Below are 16,775 nucleotides of genomic sequence, written 5' to 3'. Positions count from 1 at the left end.
GATATACGTTTCAAACCCGCCTGCCAGTACATCGCAGTGCAGTTGATCGTCATGGCGGCGGCCAATCCGGTATCAGCAACGGGCAGACGATTAGCAGAGTTACGAGGAGGTGTCGCGGGGTTGTTTTTGGATCACCGTCCAAGGCCAGGTAGACCAAGGACGGTGAAGATTTCCAAAACCCGGTATCCAGTTGACCGTAAGGCTGCTCCGCTTAAGTGAACAGCATTACCCTAAACGGGAGCTTTTTTAACCATCGACTATTTGCCGGTTACTTGGCGAAATGGTCTTTGGTCAGCTTGATCACTACCGGGCTAAGCAGCAGCAGCGACAGCAGGTTTGGAATCGCCATCAGGCCGTTAAGCGTATCAGCGACCAGCCATGCGAAGTCCAGGTGGGCCATTGCACCAAACGGTACAGCCAATACCCAGACGATCCGGAACGGCATGTTCGACTTGGTGCCAACCATGTATTCCCAGCACTTCTCGCCGTAGTAGCTCCAACCCAGAATGGTGGTGAAGGCGAATACCACCAGCGCGATAGTCAGAATCGGGCCACCAATGCCAGGCATCGCCGAGTCGAACGCAGCAGCAGACAACGCCGCGCCACTGGTGCCACTGGTCCATACACCGGAGCAGATAATCACCAGACCCGTCATGGTGCAGATAACCAGCGTATCGATGAACGTCCCGAGCATACCGATCATGCCAGAGCGAATTGGGCTATCAGTGGTGCCAGCCGCCTGTGCGATACCCGCAGTACCCAGACCGGCTTCGTTAGAGAAAATACCACGAGCAACACCGAAACGAATCGCAGCAATGACTGCCGCGCCGGCGAAACCGCCAGTGGCTGCAATCGGGCTGAACGCGTGGGTGAAGATCAGGTTGAATGCCGCTGGAATCTGCGCAGCGTTTACCACCAGAACCACGATGGCTGCGATGATGTAGGCCACACACATGAAAGGAACCAGCGAGGCGGCAACCTTACCAATGCGGCGGATACCACCGAGAATTACCATGCCCACCAGCACCATGCTGACGACACCGGTGATCAGCGGGGTCACGCCGAAGGTTTCTTCCAGAGCGCCAGCCATGCTGTTGACCTGGACCATGTTGCCGATACCGAAACCAGCCAAGCCGCCGAAGATAGCGAATGCTGTACCCAGCCAAGCCCACTTCTTGCCCAGACCATTTTTGATCGCGTACATCGGGCCGCCAACGTGTTCGCCATTGGCGTCTTTTTCACGGTAGTGAACAGCCAGAACCACTTCGCAGTATTTGGTGGCCATGCCGACGAGTGCCGTGCACCACATCCAGAACAACGCGCCCGGGCCGCCGAGGAAGATGGCGGTGGCAACACCGGCAATGTTACCGGTACCGACGGTGGCCGCCAGTGTGGTCATCAGTGCCTGGAACGGTGTGATCTCGCCGCTTTCGTTGTCGCCCTTGACGCGGCCTTGCCACATCAAACGGAAACCTGCAGCAATATGGGTCAGCGGCATGAACTTCAGCCGCAGCATCAGGAACAGGCCCGTACCCAGAATCAGCACCAACATGGGCGGTCCCCAGACGAGCCCGTTTATCTGGTTAACCAGCGTGTTGATGAATTCCATCTGTAGCTCCTTATTATTTTTACAGCCGGATCGTGACCGGGCCGTTGATTAGGGTCGAACTGCGATAACAGTTCTGTATTGCGGACTTTTGATCTGTGTGTCGGGTAGCGCCATACAGATTTCCAGAAGCATCTGGCAACAAAGTCGCCAGCGGCGGTGGATGCTACCACGGTCTTTTTTCAACTGGCAGCGTCATTTACAGCCATAACGATGGGTATTTGCGCGACTAGAACTCACGGGTGTAAAAAATATCCAGAGAACTGGCCAGTCCGCTGGCCGCCTCAAGGTAGATGCGTTTGGTCAAAATATAGCGCAAGGCAACAGTATTGACTGGCTCGAACACCCCCACGCCGTAGCGCAGGCTCAGGCGATCGGTGAGTTTGCCACTCGCCACCAGGCTGGTGTTACTGCCGCTGCCTTCGCTGTCGAGTTGGAAATCACTGATGCCGAGTTTGCTGGCAACGTTGCTCGCCATCGGGGAGCCACCGGCCAGACCAAGGGCCAGAACTGCCTGACCGACCAGATTACTGTCGCCCTCCTCACCCAATGGCCGGCCCAACAGCAGATAGGACAGCGCCTGGCTCTGGCTCATGGCCGGCTCAGAGAAAACCTCAGTCGTCGGCTGCTCGGCATGCCCGGACAAGCGGATACCGGCGGTAACGTCGTCCACTTCGCGTATGGCCTCGACATCAATGTACGGCTGGTCGATCGGCCCGGCAAACAGCACGCGCGCGCGGCGGATGGTCAGCTTCTGACCGAACTTGCTGAATTTACCGTCCTTGAGATCAAGCACGCCGCGCGTATCGAGGTCGTTGCCGATATGTACCTTGCCGGCAATGTTGGCCCGCAGCCCGAAGCCTTTGAAAGTGAGTTTGTCTTCGCCAACAACCACATCAATATCCATGGCGATGGCCACAGGCTGCTTGGCCTCTTCCTTGGCACCGACAATGCGCGCATCTTCGGATACCCGCACGGTTGACGGCGGAATTTCGCGAATCTCGATCTTGCCGCGCGGCACGGCCACGCGGCCTTTGATCGACATAGCTTCGTTGCCGACTACCAACGTCAGGTCCGGCTCAACTTCGATCTCGGCAAAGGGTTCTACTGCAATGGGCAGGCGCGTACCTTGCAGTTTGACTTGCCCGGCCAGCGGGCCGCCCCAGGCCAGATTGCCATTAATCTTACCGCTGCCGGTTTCGCCGCTGCGCCAGTCACCGCTGAGTGTCATGCTTTCGCCGTTGATCAGGGCCTGTAGCTGCAACGCTTCAATATTGGTCGGCAATTGCCCGCCGGCGATGTGGCCATCCTTAAGCTGTACCTGGCCGTTAACCAGTGGTTTGAGCAAGGTGCCGCTGATGCTGCCGCTGCCATTAAGCTGGCCCTGCAACTGGTCGACCATTGGCACAAATGGCCGTGCGGCCGAAAGGTCAACGCCCGCGAGCCTGAACGTGCCGGACAATGGCCGACTGCCCGGCCTTGGATCAAATGCCGCCTGCACGTCGAGCTGGCCGATTTTCGGGCCTTGCAGGTCCAGTCTCGTACTGATTTGTTTGGCACCAATATCCGTATCTAGGCGCAGGCGCTGGTAGTTGAAATCAACCCACTGCTGATTATCCCTGACCTTCCAGACGCCCTGCCCCGCATCAATGCTGATTTTGCCTTTCGGGCCGCTGGCAGGCAGATCAAGGTTTATGTCCGCGCTGAGTTCGCCTTGCCACTCAAAGTCGTCAGGCAGCCAGGGCTTGAGGCTGTCCATCGGGAAGTTGCGCAGCTTGTAGCGCAACTGCGTATCGGGGATCAGCCGTTGTTTGTCGCCGCACAGGCTTGCTCCCTGCGATACCAGGCAATGCTCACCCAGAGTGATCTTGCCATCGGCAAGGCGCTCTACGCTCGCCGGTGCGCGTAACTTCCAATCCTGCCCGCCCGCTTGAATACCCAACTTGGCCAAGCGTCCGCGCCATGCACCTTGGTTGAGCGTGCCATCCGCGGCAATCTGGGTATTGAGTTGCGGGCCTTTGAGGTCGATGGTCGCTTGCTGACGCTTTATATCGCCGCTGCCCGCGACCGCCAGATCACCAATGACGTTGCCACCGCTCATAATCTTATTCAGCAAGAGATCAATTTTGGCCTGCTGATTAGCATCCAGTCGGGCATTTGCCTGCAAGCTTTGTACGCGATTGTCCTGAAAAGCCAGCGCCTTGCCGTCGAGCTTGAGTGTGCCTTGCGGCGCTTTGAGGGTGCCGGAAACAGCAACGTTGCCCTGAACTTGACCCTGCAGGCCCGGCCACAGCTGACCAAGTTTGGGCAGATTCAAATTGAGCTGCCCGGCCAGCGTTTTGTTCAGGCTGCCGTTGCCTTTGATGCGGTTATCGCCCAGCCCCAACTCGATATCATTGACGCGCCACTGCTCGCCCTCACCTTGGGCCTTGGCGCTGATGAGCGCAAGTTGCCCGCGTAGTCGACCGGTTATCCGGATGTCACTGTCCAGCTTGAGCTTGTCATTGATAAAGCTGCCGGTGGTACGCACGGGCCCGCCAAGTGAACCCGGCAGCTCGGCGACCCAAAACGCCGGATCAAACTGCTTCAGCTCAAGCTGGGCATCCCACGTCACACCGCTGGCAAAACCGACTTTAACTCCGCCAGAGACACTGCCCTGACCGGCATCGACCTGCAACTGCGGCAGAAACACTTGCTGCAAGTCGCCACTGAATGGCGTGACCACCGTAAAAGCGCCTGCCGGACCATCGAGTGCCGCGTCGAGCGAGCCCAGATAATGCTCCTTGCTGTAGCTGACCTCAGCGGAGAGTTTGTTGAGCTTGACCGGTGGCTCATCGACCGCAGGATACAGCGAGTGCCACGGGAAGTTGTCCCACTCGATCTTGCTGTCGGCGCTGAACTCATCGCTCCAGTCCAGATCCGCACTCAGTAGCAGATGCTGCTTTTTTTCATCTTCAAGGCGCAAGGTGCTGATCTGCGCACCACTGGCGTCTATCAACGCATTGAGCAACAGTGCCACTGGGCCCTCTTCACCCGGCAGCTGAGCATTACCGGTAATGGTGTAGCCCGACTTGAGGTCGCCTTTGGCGTCGAGCACTAACTGGTTAAGCGTCAGCGTGTTTGGCAGATCCGCAATGGCTTTAAAGCCATCGGCCTTGATTTGTGCCTGCAGCGGCAAGTCTTCGGCCAATGCCTGTACCGCGCCGGTCAGTTGCGCATTGAGATAACCGATGCTGGCGATGTCCAGGTTGAGGCTGTTAAGCAGTTCACCACCAACCTTTATCTGCACAGCCCAAGGCTGTTTATCTGGCGCAGGCAAGGTTGCATCACCGCTAAGCGTTAACGGCCAATTGCCACTGGGTTGCAAATGACCGGTGAGATTGAGGCTTAAATCTTCGCGCAGCACCTCCAGGCTATCAATCTGCAACCCCTGATTGGCCCAGTGAGCATTGAGATTGAGGCTTTTCAGTTGCTGCGCGCCATTGAGTTCGAGCGCGCCGATGCGCACGTCTTCAACTTGCAGGTCTATCGGCAGTTGCACATCGGGCAAGCTGAACGGCTCGCTGCTGGTCTCGGTGGATGGCGGCAATTCCAGAACAATGTTGTCGACATGCAGTTGTTTGATGCACAGGGTCATCTTTAGCAAACAGCCGGGAGACCAGTTGAAGGCCGGGCGCGTTACCACCGCCTTGGTGGCGTCCTGCTGCCAGACTATTTCATCTGCCTGCCACTGACCGCCCAGCCGACCGCTGTAGTTGCTGACAATCAGGCCGGGCACTTGCTGCAATATCCAGCGGCTGCCCCCTTGAGTCTCCAGCAGTCCAAGAACGGCCAGCGCAATGAGCAGGAGCAACACAACAATCACGCCCAGAGCCCAGCGTAATACCCGCTTCATAGTTCTGGCCCCATCGAGAAATGGAAGTGCACGCCAGAATCGTCATCGTTCAACGGGAAAGCCAAATCAAAGCGCAACGGCCCGACGGGTGATACCCAGCGCAGGCCAAAACCGACAGAGCTTTTCAGGCTCGGCAGGTCGAGATTGTTAAACGCATTACCGGCGTCATAGAAGCCGGCAACGCGCCATTTATCGGCGACGCTGTATTGGTATTCAGCGGTGCCGCTGACCATGTACTTGCCGCCGATCTTGTCGCCGTCGGAGTTCTCCGGTGACAACGTCTGATAATCGTAGCCCCTGACACTCTGGTCACCACCGGCAAAGAAACGCAGCGATGGCGGCACATTGCCGAAACCGTTCGACTCGGTCGCGCCAAGCTGTATGCGACCCAGAAAACGGTGACGTTGAGCCAGTGTGTACAAGCCCTTGGCCAGGGCATTAACGTGCACCACGTCGGAGTCGGAGAGCAGCCCTTCCTTGGCAGCGGACAAATCCAACTGCAGACGATAACCCTGATTGGGGTCGATCTTGCTGTCGCTTTTCAGGTAGGCAAAACTGATCCCGGGCATGAGCAGCGTGCTCAGGCCTTCATCATCACCCAGGCGATATTCCTCGTGCTGGTACTTCAGGGAAATCACCCGCTGCCAGCCACTGTCGAGTTGGCGGTGCCATTCTGGACCCACCGTGAGCAGCTTACTGAGGGTGTCGGTATCGGCCAGTTCTTCGTACTGGTAACCACCGGCAAAGCGGAACTTGTCAGTCAGTGGCGGATCAAGCGGCACGTCATAGAACAGACCGACGTTCTGACGCGGTGCCGACAATTCCATCTCGGTGCCATAGCTGTGGCCTTTGGAGTTGGCCCAATGCCGTGTCCAGTTGGCCTTGCCGCGTGGCCCGACGTCTGTTGAGAAGCCAAGACCAAACCCCACGCTGCGCGGTTTACGCATATCCAGCCCGACATTGACCGGAATGGTCAGATCATTGGCTTGCGCGGGATTGGCATCAACCTGCACGTTTTCGAAGTAACCGCTGGAGCGCAATGCCTGATACAGCTGGGCGATCTTGTCTGAGTCGTACTCAGAATCTGCCTCGAACGGGATCATCCGGCGCAGCAGTTCTTCATCGAGAATGGTTTCACCGCTGAAGGTCACTGCGCCCAACTGATAGCGCTCGCCACTGCTGTAAATCAGCCTGATATCAGCCGTGCCGGTTTCGGGGTTTATCTCAAGGGTTTGTTCGGTGAACTTGCCGGAGAAGAAACCGTAACGCGATGCCTGGTTCTCGATGTGTCGTTTAGCCGCCTCGTAGGTGCCGTGATTGAGCACGTCGCCGGTTTGCAGGCGCGCACTCTTTGGCGGGCGAAACGCTGTCATCGCGGCGGCCGGGCCTTTAACCCGCACCAGCACATTGCGCAAGTGCACCGGTTCACCGGCCTCAATATTGATGATCAGCTTGGCCGGCGTGTCGTCAGTGACCTCGGTGTTGATCGTGCTTTGGTAGTAGCCGAGGGCCTGCAGCGCTTTCTCGGCCTGACCGGAAGCAATGTGACTAAAGCGCAACAGGGCTTTTTCATCGCGCTCGCCAAGATCGCCGACGTAGCCTTCCACGTTGGCTTTGAGCGCTTTGTTGGCCGGTTCTATCTTTACCACCAAGCGCTCTTCCGCCAGCAGAACCGAGCTGAAGAGCGCGAGCAAAAAGGAGGTTAAATACTTAAAAACCACTGTCATAGAGCGGATGCTAGCACGAGCAGGTAGACGTTCAGCATTGACAGTGGATACAGCCGATGCATTTGGGTGAATGCAAATCCGTGCGTCAGGCAATAAACCTCAACTCCTTTGCAGACTCAGCGGGGTTTTCACAGCGCGAATCAAGCGCTGGCTTTGACACTGACCTGAGGATTGGGGTGAAAAAACACATGCTCGATAATCGGGCCTACCGCCACTTCACCGATTTCCTCATAACCTTTGCGCTTATAAAAGCTCAGGTAATGCGGGTTGCCGGTATCGAGCACAATGCCTTTCGAGTGCGGATCTTCGGCGCACCAGTCATGCAACGCTTCGAGCAGTTGCTCACCCAGATGCTGGCCTTGAAACTCGGGGTGTATGCCGATTAAAGGCAGCACGTGGTAGTTGTCTGAGGGCAGGCAAGCCATGACGGCGTCGTGGTATTCAAGGTAACGCCGGGTGCAGCGAAAACCGGTGGTGAGCAGCATGCGCATGCGCCAGGCCCAACTTTCTGTCAGGTCGAACCGACGTTGCGGCGGCGCGATCAGCACCATGCCAATGAGCCGATCCTCAATCAACAACCCGAGCGCTGGCAGCTCTTCATTAAAGTGCTGATGAATCAGCTCGCGAATAGTGGCGCGAACCCGCTGATCGAATCCGGGACGATCCGCCTCGAATATATGGGCGAATGTTGGATCATGCCGATAGGCTTGATACAACAAGGAGCGCGCTTCGCGCGAGTAGCCGTGATCTAGTAAACGAATTTCAGCAGGACTGTTCGGCATAATCGATGACCTTTAGTTATCTCATGGGTCGAAATTGCATGCGGGTCAATAAGGCGTCGGGCAGGCTTGCAGCTAATCGGTAACACCTGTCCTCACACTAGCACCGCTGCAGTGCAATCGCTAGATTGCTGGCCGTGAGCCCGACAGATCAGCTAGCATCTGCGCTTCATCTAGCCAAAAATCCAGGACAGCCTGTCATGAAGATTGTCTCCTTCAATATCAATGGCCTGCGCGCACGCCCTCATCAGCTGGCCGCATTGATCGAGAAACATCAGCCGGATGTTATCGGCCTGCAGGAAACCAAAGTAGCCGACGAACAATTTCCCGAAGCCGACATTCGCGCACTGGGTTATCACGTGCATTACCACGGCCAGAAAGGCCACTATGGCGTTGCCATGCTGTCGCGTCAGGAACCATTAGAAGTGCATAAAGGTTTCCCGGGCGATAGCGAAGAGTCGCAACGGCGCTTCATCTACGCCACCTTCGCCGATGCAAATGGCCAGCCAGTGACCGTCATGAACGGCTACTTCCCGCAAGGTGAAAGCCGCGACCATCCCACCAAGTTCCCGGCCAAGCAGCGCTTCTATGCGGACCTGCAACAGCTGTTGCTCGAGCGTTTTACCCCCGAGCAAGCGGTAGTTGTGATGGGTGATATCAATATCTCGCCAGAAGATCAGGATATCGGCATCGGCGAAGTCAATCGCAAGCGCTGGCTGAAAACCGGCAAGTGCAGCTTCCTGCCGGAAGAGCGCGAGTGGCTCGCGACCCTGAAAGGCTGGGGCCTTGTCGACAGCTTCCGTCATTTGCACCCTGAAATTGATGATCGTTTCAGCTGGTTCGACTACCGCAGCCGCGGCTTTGAGGACGAACCCAAGCGCGGCCTGCGCATTGACGTAATCCTGGCCTCGCAAGCCCTGCAGTCACGCATCGCTGATGCGGGTATCGACTATGAACTGCGCGCACTGGAAAAGCCCTCCGACCACGCGCCTATCTGGCTGAAACTGGACTAGGCCCACCGAACGGCCACAAGTCTTGCTACTCCGGGCTTATTGCTGATGCTATATGCGCACAGTGCTGAGCCCGGCGTGCGCTGCGCACGCTCGCGTGAACTGACGCACACGTTTTGCGTACACCCCAACCTTCCTACTGCTTGTCATATTGCAGTCATCTGATTGTCTTATCGTCGCGGCACCCAAACTGGTCTATTCAAGGTGTCTGCTGAATGTCTCGCTCCCTGTTCGATAGTGAACGCGAAGTCTGGAGTCGTACTACATCCCTGCTGGTATTGGGATTCATCTGTTATGCCCTGCCCTGGTCGGTATTCGCCGCCGATGCAAATAACCCCCAGTTGCGTATTCAGGGCTCCAACACCATCGGTGCTGCGCTCGGTCCTGCATTGGTTAAGGGCCTGCTTGCACAACAAGGCCTGAGCAATATCCGCAGCACGCCGGGTGCTATCGAAAACGAGCAACAAATCAGCGCCACCACGGCCAACGGCAAAACCGTGCACTTCGACATGGCCGCGCATGGCTCCAGCACCGGCTTTACAGCATTACTCGATGGCACGGCTGATCTTGCGGCGGCGTCACGTCCGATCAAGCCCAGTGAGGTCAGCGCGCTGGCCAGTCGCGGCGACATGAAAAGTCCGGCTGCCGAGCAGATCATCGCCATCGACGGCCTGGCCATTATCATCAATCCGCAAAACCCGATTTCCGCGCTGCGCACCGATCAACTGGCAGCAATCTACGCCGGGGAAATCCGCAACTGGGCCGATGTCGGCGGCAAGCCTGGCCCGATCAATCTGTATGCACGCGATGACAACTCGGGCACCTACGACACCTTCAAGGAATTGGTATTAGCTGCCAACGGTAAAAGCCTGAGTAGCGCTGCCAAGCGTTATGAAGACAGCAACAAGCTCTCGCAACTTGTCAGTGACGATGCGCAAGGCATCGGCTTCATTGGTTTGCCCTACATCCTCAAGGCCAAGGCATTAGCTATCGCCGCCGGTGATTCGCAACCGATGCTGCCAAGCCGCACGCTAATTGCCACCGAAGACTATCCGTTGTCGCGCCGGCTGTTCATCTACGCGCCGCCCACCCTCGAAAACAACTGGGCTAGGCAACTGCTGGCGTTTGCGCACAGCGAAGAAGGCCAGCAAGTTGTGGCGCAAAACGGTTTCATCGCGCAGACCGTGCAAGCGGTCAAGGTGACGCCTAACCCGAATATGCCCGAGTCGTATCAACAACTGGCCAAACAGGCGCAACGTTTATCGGTGAACTTTCGCTTCGAGCAAGGCAGCGCCACTCTCGACAACAAGGCTCAGCGCGATCTGCAACGGGTACTCGACTACCTGCAAACGCAGGACAAAATGAATCGCAAGGCTGTACTGGTAGGCTTTGGCGACCCCAAAGCAGACCCGGCACGTGCCGAGTTGCTCTCCAAGCTGCGGGCAATGGCCGTGCGCAGGGAGTTGGCCAGAGGCAAGGTTTCATTCGCCGATATCCTTGGCATGGGTGAACAACTGCCCATCGCGGCCAATGATATGGATGAGGGCCGAATCAAGAATCGGCGGGTTGAGGTCTGGGTTTATAACTGAGTGAAATGCTCAGTGATGCGCTCGCGGATATTCACGACGGAGGATGAATAGCGTAACCTTAGCGATAGTGGCACATTGCCAATATGTAGCAAGGAACTCCGTTTTGAAACCTGCTGTCATCCAGATCGAAACCATCGAGCGTAATCGTCAAACGCTCTGGCGCGTGCGTCTGGGCCGTCGTGCCCTGACCTTTCATGAAGAACTGGCGGCGCGCACCTTTGCCAATCAATTGCATATGCGCCGTGTCTGGCTGCAACAACAAGCCGCGCTGAACCCTGAATCAGAATAGTCACTTGATAACGCACAAGGCCCGCATTTAGCGGGCCTTGTGCGTTCTACAGGCTGATTAGCGTGAAGCCTTCATCTGCTCGCGCGAGATGTACTTGCCAATCTCGAACTTGCCGATTGCCGCGCGGTGCACTTCATCCGGGCCATCGGCCAGGCGCAGTGTACGCTGCATGGCGTACCAGTAAGCCAGCGGGAAGTCGTTGGAGACACCGCCGCCACCGTGCATCTGGATTGCACGATCGATAACCTTCAAGGCCACATTCGGCGCCACAACCTTGATCTGGGCGATTTCGCTGCGGGCTACCTTGTTGCCAACGGTGTCCATCATGTAGGCCGCGTTGAGTGTCAGCAATCGCGCCATATTGATTTCCATGCGCGAGTCGGCGATCAAGTCGACGTTACCGCCCAAGCGTGCCAGAGGTTTGCCGAATGCAGTGCGCTCGATGGAGCGTTCGCACATCAACTTCAGCGCGCGCTCTGCCATGCCGATAGAGCGCATGCAGTGGTGGATACGGCCTGGCCCGAGACGGCCCTGTGCAATCTCGAAACCGCGACCCTCACCCAGCAATACGTTCTCGTAAGGCACGCGAACATTTTCAAATACCATCTCGGCGTGGCCGTGCGGCGCATCGTCGTAACCGAATACCGGCAGCGGACGAATCACCTTGACCCCAGGCGTGTCCATCGGTACCAGAATCATCGAATGCTGCTGATGGCGCGGACCGTCAGGATTGGTCAGGCCCATGAACACGAGGATTTTGCAGCGCGGATCACAAGCGCCCGATGTCCACCATTTGCGGCCATTGATCACCCACTCATCACCCTCGCGTACCGCAGTTGCCTGCATATTGGTGGCATCGGAAGACGCGACTTGCGGCTCGGTCATGGCGAAGGCCGAACGGATTTCGCCACTCAGCAACGGCAGCAGCCACTGCTGCTTTTGTTCTTCGTTGGCATAACGCACCAGCACTTCCATGTTGCCGGTATCCGGCGCGGCGCAGTTGAATGGCTCCGGGCCAATCAGCGAGCTGCCCATGATTTCAGCCAGCGGCGCGTACTCGGTATTGGTCAGGCCAGCACCCAGCTCAGACTCCGGCAGGAACAGGTTCCACAAACCCTCGGCTTTGGCCTTTTGCTTCAGCTCTTCCATGATGGCGGTTGGCTGCCAACGATCGCCCTCATTCACTTGCTGCTCGAACACGGCTTCAGCGGGATAAACGTGTGCTTCCATGAACGCCGTTACACGTTCACGTAATTCCTGAACCTTTGGGGAGTAGGCGAAATCCATAGAGACTACCTTCTGACGAGTGTGTGCGGTGTGCCGGAAACCACTGTGCTTCCGAGATTTGAAAATAATGCTAGATCAGCGAGCTAAATTTACCTAACCTATTTTCAACGTCTATGAACATTCATCACTGATATATGATTCACTGATTAAGGCACATCTCGGAGCTAGCGCTGAATGAACCTCAACAAGGTCGATCTCAATCTGTTTATCGTGTTTGATGCCATCTATACCGAGGCGAATCTGACCCGCGCCGGGCAGATCATCGGCATCACCCAGCCGGCTGTATCCAACGCCCTCGCCCGCTTGCGTGAAACCTTCAACGATCCGTTATTTGTCCGCACCGCGCAGGGCATGGTGCCTACGCCAATGGCCCAGAACATCATCGGCCCGGTGCGCAATGCCTTGCAGCAACTGCGGATCTCGGTGCAAGAAAGTCGCATTTTCAACCCGCTGCAAGCCAGCAAGACTTATCGCATCAGCATGACCGACCTCAGCGAGGCGGTGATTCTGCCGCCGCTGTTCCAGCGCCTGCGCCGCCTTGCGCCCAAGGTGAGTATCGAAAGCATGCTCTCGCGCCGCCGTGATACCACCAAGGAGTTGGCCGCCGGCCGCCTCGACTTTGCCGTGGATGCGCCGCTGAACACCGATGCGCAAGTGCGTCACGTTAAGTTGATGGAAGACCGCTACGTGTGTGCCGTTCGCCGTGGCCACCCGATGGCGAAGGACAAAATCAGCCTCGACGAATACCTGGCGCTGAGCCATATCCATATTTCCAGCCGCCGCAGCGGGCTCGGTTACATCGATCTGGCGTTGGGTAAGATGGGCATTCAACGGACGATTTCACTGCGCTCGCAGCATTACCTGATGGCCAGCACCGTGTTGCAGAACACCGACATGGCGATGACTGTGCCGGAGCGGTTTGCGCGCAATAATGACCTGCATTACATCGAGTTGCCGGTCAAGGATGTTCCCAGCCTGGAAACCCATCTTTACTGGCACGAGAGCACCGATCAGGACCCCGCCAACCGCTGGATGCGCGAGCAATTGATCGAGATTTGCCAAAAGATCGACAAGCAGGAAAGAGTCGTCAAAGCCGAACTGCAAACGCAGTAAGGCAGTTGCTCAGATGCCTATCGGCAAGGCTGTAAAACCTTGCCGATAGCTGTGTGAAGTGTTCAGAGATTGAGTTCTTCGACCATCACTTCGCGCATGCGAAACTTCTGGATCTTGCCGGTGACGGTCATTGGGAACTCGTCAACGAACCTGATATAGCGCGGCACTTTGTAGTGGGCGATATGGGCCTTGCAGAACGCCCTGAGGGTTTCTTCGCAGCAGTCGCTGTCGACATGCAACTTGACCCACGCCGCCACTTCCTCGCCATAGTTTGAATCTGGCACGCCAACAATCTGCACGTCAGCCACGGCTGGATGGGTGAACAGAAATTCTTCGATTTCACGCGGATAGATGTTCTCGCCGCCGCGAATAATCATGTCCTTGCTGCGCCCGACTATCTGCACATAACCACGCTCATCCATGCTGGCCAGATCACCTGTGTGCATCCAGCGGCCGGCATCAATCGCCTCACTGGTTGCCTGCGGATTATTCCAGTAACCGAGCATCACGCTGTAGCCACGCGTGCACAATTCGCCGGTCACGCCGCGCGGCACAATGCGCCCATGCTCATCGATTATCTTGCTTTCGAGGTGAGGATGGGTGCGGCCAACGCGGGTCACGCGCATCTCAAGTTCATCATCCGCTGCCGTTTGCATAGACACCGGGCTGGTTTCGGTCATGCCGTAGGCAATCTGCACTTCGCTCATGTGCAATTGCTTGATCACCCGGCGCATAACCTCAATCGGGCATGTCGCCCCACCCATGATGCCCGTGCGTAAACTGCTCAGGTCATACTCGCCAAGACGCGGATGATCGAGTTCGGCGATGAACATGGTCGGCACCCCGTAGAGCGCCGTCGCACGTTCCTGCGCAACCGCTTTCAAACACGCTTCCGGATCAAAACCAGCAGCGGGGTAAATCATCGTCGCGCCGTGGGTGATACAGCCAAGATTACCCATCACCATGCCGAAGCAATGATACAGCGGCACCGGGATCACCACCCGATCGTGCTCGGTGAGGCCCAGACTGCACGCAGCCAGATAACCGTTATTGAGAATATTGTAGTGGCTCAGCGTCGCGCCTTTGGGCGCACCCGTGGTGCCGGAGGTGTACTGGATATTGATCGGCTCATCGAACTGCAACAACGCTTGGCATTCTTGCAGTTGCGCTGGCGTCACCTGCTCGCTGAACTCAGCTAATTGGCGCCACGGCAAAAAACCTGCTGGCGGGTTCTGTGCCAGGCTGATTACACCACGCAGTGCCGGCAGTTGTTCACTCTGCAACTCGCCGAGCTTGGCACTGCTCAGTTCGGGCAGAAGTTGCTGCAAGATCGCGTGATAATCACTGGTTTTGAACTGTTCGGCTGTTACCAACCAGCTGCAACCGGATTGGCGCAGCGCAAATTCGAGTTCGCTGCCGCGATACGCCGGATTGATATTGACCAAAATCGCGCCGATCTTCGCGGTGGCAAACTGGCAAATGGTCCACTGCGCACAGTTCGGTGCCCACACGCCAACCCGATCCCCGGTTTTAATACCAAGGCCCATCAGTGCGCGGGCGCAGTCTTCGACCTGCTGGTGCAATTGGGTCCAACTCAAACGTACATTCTGATGCAATACCACCAACGCATCGCGCTCAGTGAAGCGCGCAACCGTTTGATCGAACGCATCGCCAATAGTCATCGCCAGTAGGGGTTTGTCTTGCGGGCCGCGGGTATAGCTCATGCCTTGCATACTTCACCTCTTGCTCAACCGACGTCCTGTCGGCTCAGCGCTGTTGTTGTTTTTGTCGTGGTGTTCATGCTGCTGGCCCGCTATAAACCGCGGGCAATTACCAGTCGCTGGACATCGCTGGTGCCTTCATAAATCTGGCAGACGCGTACATCGCGATAAATCCGTTCCAGCGGGAAGTCCTTGAGATAACCGTAACCTCCAAGCGTTTGCAGAGCTGCCGAACAGACCTTCTCGGCCATCTCGGAGGCAAACAACTTGGCCATCGAGGCCTCAGCAAGGCAGGGCAAACCCGCCTCACGCAGGGTTGCTGCGTGCATAACCATTTGCCGGGCGACAGCAATCTGCGTGGCCATATCAGCCAGCCGGAATGCCACGGCCTGATGCTCGATAATCGGTTTGCCGAACGTCTCGCGCTCGTGGCTGTATTGCCGGGCAGCGTCGAAAGCGGCCCGCGCCATGCCGACGGCCTGCGAGGCGATGCCGATGCGTCCACCTTCAAGGTTACTCAACGCAATCTTGTAGCCTTCACCCTCCTCGCCCAGCCGCAAGCTGGCGGGAATACGCATATCATCGAACTGCAACTGGCAAGTATCAGACGCATGCTGACCGAGCTTTTCCTCGACCCGGGCGACGCTGAAGCCTGGCGTATCGGTGGGCACGATAAACGCCGAGATGCCCTTTTTGCCCAACGCTGCATCTGTCACCGCAAACACGATTACGATTCCGGCATGCTGGCCCGAGGTAATGAACTGCTTGCTGCCATTGAGCACGTAGTCATCGCCGTCGCGTCTGGCTTTGGTGCGCAAGTCACTAGCATCAGAGCCCGCGTGCGGTTCGGTCAGGGCAAATGCGCCGATCATTTTGCCCTTGGCCAGGGGCCGCAAGAACTGCTGCTTCTGCGCCTCGCTGCCGTATTTGAGAATCGGCATGCAACCGACCGAGTTGTGCACGCTCATGATGGTCGAACAAGCGCCGTCACCTGCGGCAATCTCTTCCAGCGCCATGGCGTAGGCAACGTGGCCAGTCTCGGCGCCTCCCCATTGTTCTGGCACCAACATGCCGAGAAATCCCAGTTCGGCCATCTCGCGTAATGCTTCCTTGGGAAAACGATGCTCGCGGTCCCATTCGGCGGCGAACGGCTTCAGGCGTTCTTCGGCGAATTGACGAGCAACGTCGCGGATTTGCAGTTCTTCTTCGGATGGAATCATCAGTAATCCCCTTAGCGCAGTCGTTCGATGGCAACTGCAGTAGCTTCACCGCCACCGATGCACAACGAAGCGACGCCGCGTTGCAGATCGTACTGCTGCAGCGCATTGAGCAGCGTCACCAGCACCCGCGCGCCCGATGCCCCGATCGGATGACCCAGCGCACAAGCGCCGCCGTGAACATTGACCACATCATGGCTAATGCCGAGGTCGCGCATGGCCGCCATTGGTACCACGGCAAAGGCTTCATTGATTTCAAACAGGTCAACCTGCGCCAAAGACCACCCAGTGCGGGCCATCAGGTTTTTGATCGCGCCAACGGGCGCGGTGGCGAACAGGCTGGGCGCGTGCGCAAACGATGCGTGGCCGACAATTTGCGCCAGCGGCGTGAGCCCGAGATCTTCGGCCGTGGAGCGGCGCATCAGCATCAACGCCGCTGCGCCATCGGAGATCGAACTGGCATTGGCGGCTGTTACGGTGCCGCCGCTGCGAAATGCCGGTTTCAGGGTCGGGATCTTGTCCAGAGTGTGTAAAAACGTCCC

Annotated in this window: 12 protein-coding genes and 1 pseudogene; 5 read left to right on the top strand and 8 right to left on the bottom strand. The window is 57.2% G+C overall.

Annotated features, from left to right (window positions below; all coding sequences use genetic code 11):
- Positions 1–219 (top strand): annotated as a pseudogene (locus tag FEZ62_RS19985) (IS4 family transposase); the annotation flags it as partial.
- 49 nt (positions 220–268) lie between these two features.
- Here FEZ62_RS19985 and FEZ62_RS19980 read toward each other — a convergent pair.
- From FEZ62_RS19980 to FEZ62_RS19965, 4 genes are all read right to left on the bottom strand, one after another.
- Positions 269–1,609 carry a sodium:alanine symporter family protein gene (locus tag FEZ62_RS19980; protein WP_069900354.1) on the bottom strand — a complete coding sequence of 447 codons (1,341 nt, stop codon included), beginning with the start codon at positions 1,607–1,609 and terminating at the stop codon, positions 269–271.
- Positions 1,610–1,835: 226 nt separating this feature from the next.
- Positions 1,836–5,501, bottom strand: a complete 3,666-nt coding sequence (locus FEZ62_RS19975) for a translocation/assembly module TamB domain-containing protein (protein WP_172929566.1) — start codon at positions 5,499–5,501, stop codon at positions 1,836–1,838.
- On the bottom strand, positions 5,498–7,228 hold the full coding sequence (locus FEZ62_RS19970; RefSeq protein ID WP_172929565.1) for an autotransporter assembly complex family protein: 1,731 nt from the start codon (positions 7,226–7,228) through the stop codon (positions 5,498–5,500). Before FEZ62_RS19970 ends, FEZ62_RS19975 begins: the two co-directional genes overlap by 4 nt.
- 140 nt (positions 7,229–7,368) lie before the next feature.
- Positions 7,369–8,010 carry a GNAT family N-acetyltransferase gene (locus FEZ62_RS19965; RefSeq protein ID WP_069900351.1) on the bottom strand — a complete coding sequence of 214 codons (642 nt, stop codon included), beginning with the start codon at positions 8,008–8,010 and terminating at the stop codon, positions 7,369–7,371.
- A 197-nt stretch (positions 8,011–8,207) separates the two neighbouring features.
- Here FEZ62_RS19965 and xthA point away from each other — a divergent pair, with 197 nt between their 5' ends.
- The 3 genes from xthA (at position 8,208) to FEZ62_RS19950 (ending at position 10,895) form a co-directional block, all read left to right on the top strand.
- Positions 8,208–9,020: an exodeoxyribonuclease III gene (gene xthA / locus FEZ62_RS19960; RefSeq protein ID WP_090511853.1), complete on the top strand. Its 813-nt coding sequence runs from the start codon at positions 8,208–8,210 to the stop codon at positions 9,018–9,020.
- Between the two features lie 212 nt (positions 9,021–9,232).
- Positions 9,233–10,606: a phosphate ABC transporter substrate-binding/OmpA family protein gene (locus FEZ62_RS19955; RefSeq protein WP_172929564.1), complete on the top strand. Its 1,374-nt coding sequence runs from the start codon at positions 9,233–9,235 to the stop codon at positions 10,604–10,606.
- A gap of 103 nt (positions 10,607–10,709) precedes the next feature.
- The gene (locus tag FEZ62_RS19950; RefSeq protein ID WP_150549189.1) at positions 10,710–10,895 is read left to right on the top strand and encodes a hypothetical protein; all 186 of its coding nucleotides are present in this window, start codon (positions 10,710–10,712) and stop codon (positions 10,893–10,895) included.
- 57 nt (positions 10,896–10,952) lie between these two features.
- On the opposite strand, the gene FEZ62_RS19945 is transcribed toward FEZ62_RS19950, so the two are convergent.
- Positions 10,953–12,182, bottom strand: coding sequence for an acyl-CoA dehydrogenase (locus FEZ62_RS19945; protein WP_172929563.1), 1,230 nt, complete (start codon positions 12,180–12,182; stop codon positions 10,953–10,955).
- Positions 12,183–12,356: 174 nt separating this feature from the next.
- On the opposite strand from FEZ62_RS19945, the gene FEZ62_RS19940 reads away from it, so the two are divergent.
- Complete coding sequence (locus FEZ62_RS19940) at positions 12,357–13,295, top strand: LysR family transcriptional regulator (protein WP_172929562.1); 939 nt, start codon at positions 12,357–12,359, stop codon at positions 13,293–13,295.
- A 62-nt stretch (positions 13,296–13,357) separates the two neighbouring features.
- On the opposite strand, the gene FEZ62_RS19935 is transcribed toward FEZ62_RS19940, so the two are convergent.
- From FEZ62_RS19935 to FEZ62_RS19925, 3 genes are all read right to left on the bottom strand, one after another.
- On the bottom strand, positions 13,358–15,028 hold the full coding sequence (locus tag FEZ62_RS19935; protein ID WP_172929561.1) for an AMP-binding protein: 1,671 nt from the start codon (positions 15,026–15,028) through the stop codon (positions 13,358–13,360).
- Between the two features lie 80 nt (positions 15,029–15,108).
- On the bottom strand, positions 15,109–16,236 hold the full coding sequence (locus FEZ62_RS19930) for an acyl-CoA dehydrogenase family protein (protein WP_172929560.1): 1,128 nt from the start codon (positions 16,234–16,236) through the stop codon (positions 15,109–15,111).
- 11 nt (positions 16,237–16,247) lie between these two features.
- On the bottom strand, positions 16,248–16,775 hold a 528-nt coding region (locus tag FEZ62_RS19925), incomplete at its 5' end, for a thiolase family protein (RefSeq protein ID WP_172929559.1).

Origin of the sequence: Pseudomonas sp. MS19 (assembly GCF_013277615.1) — a bacterium.
GTDB classification, from domain to species: Bacteria; Pseudomonadota; Gammaproteobacteria; order Pseudomonadales; family Pseudomonadaceae; genus Aquipseudomonas; species Aquipseudomonas marincola.
Note: the sequence above shows the minus strand (reverse complement) of the source record. Positions and strands in the feature narration are given on the sequence as shown.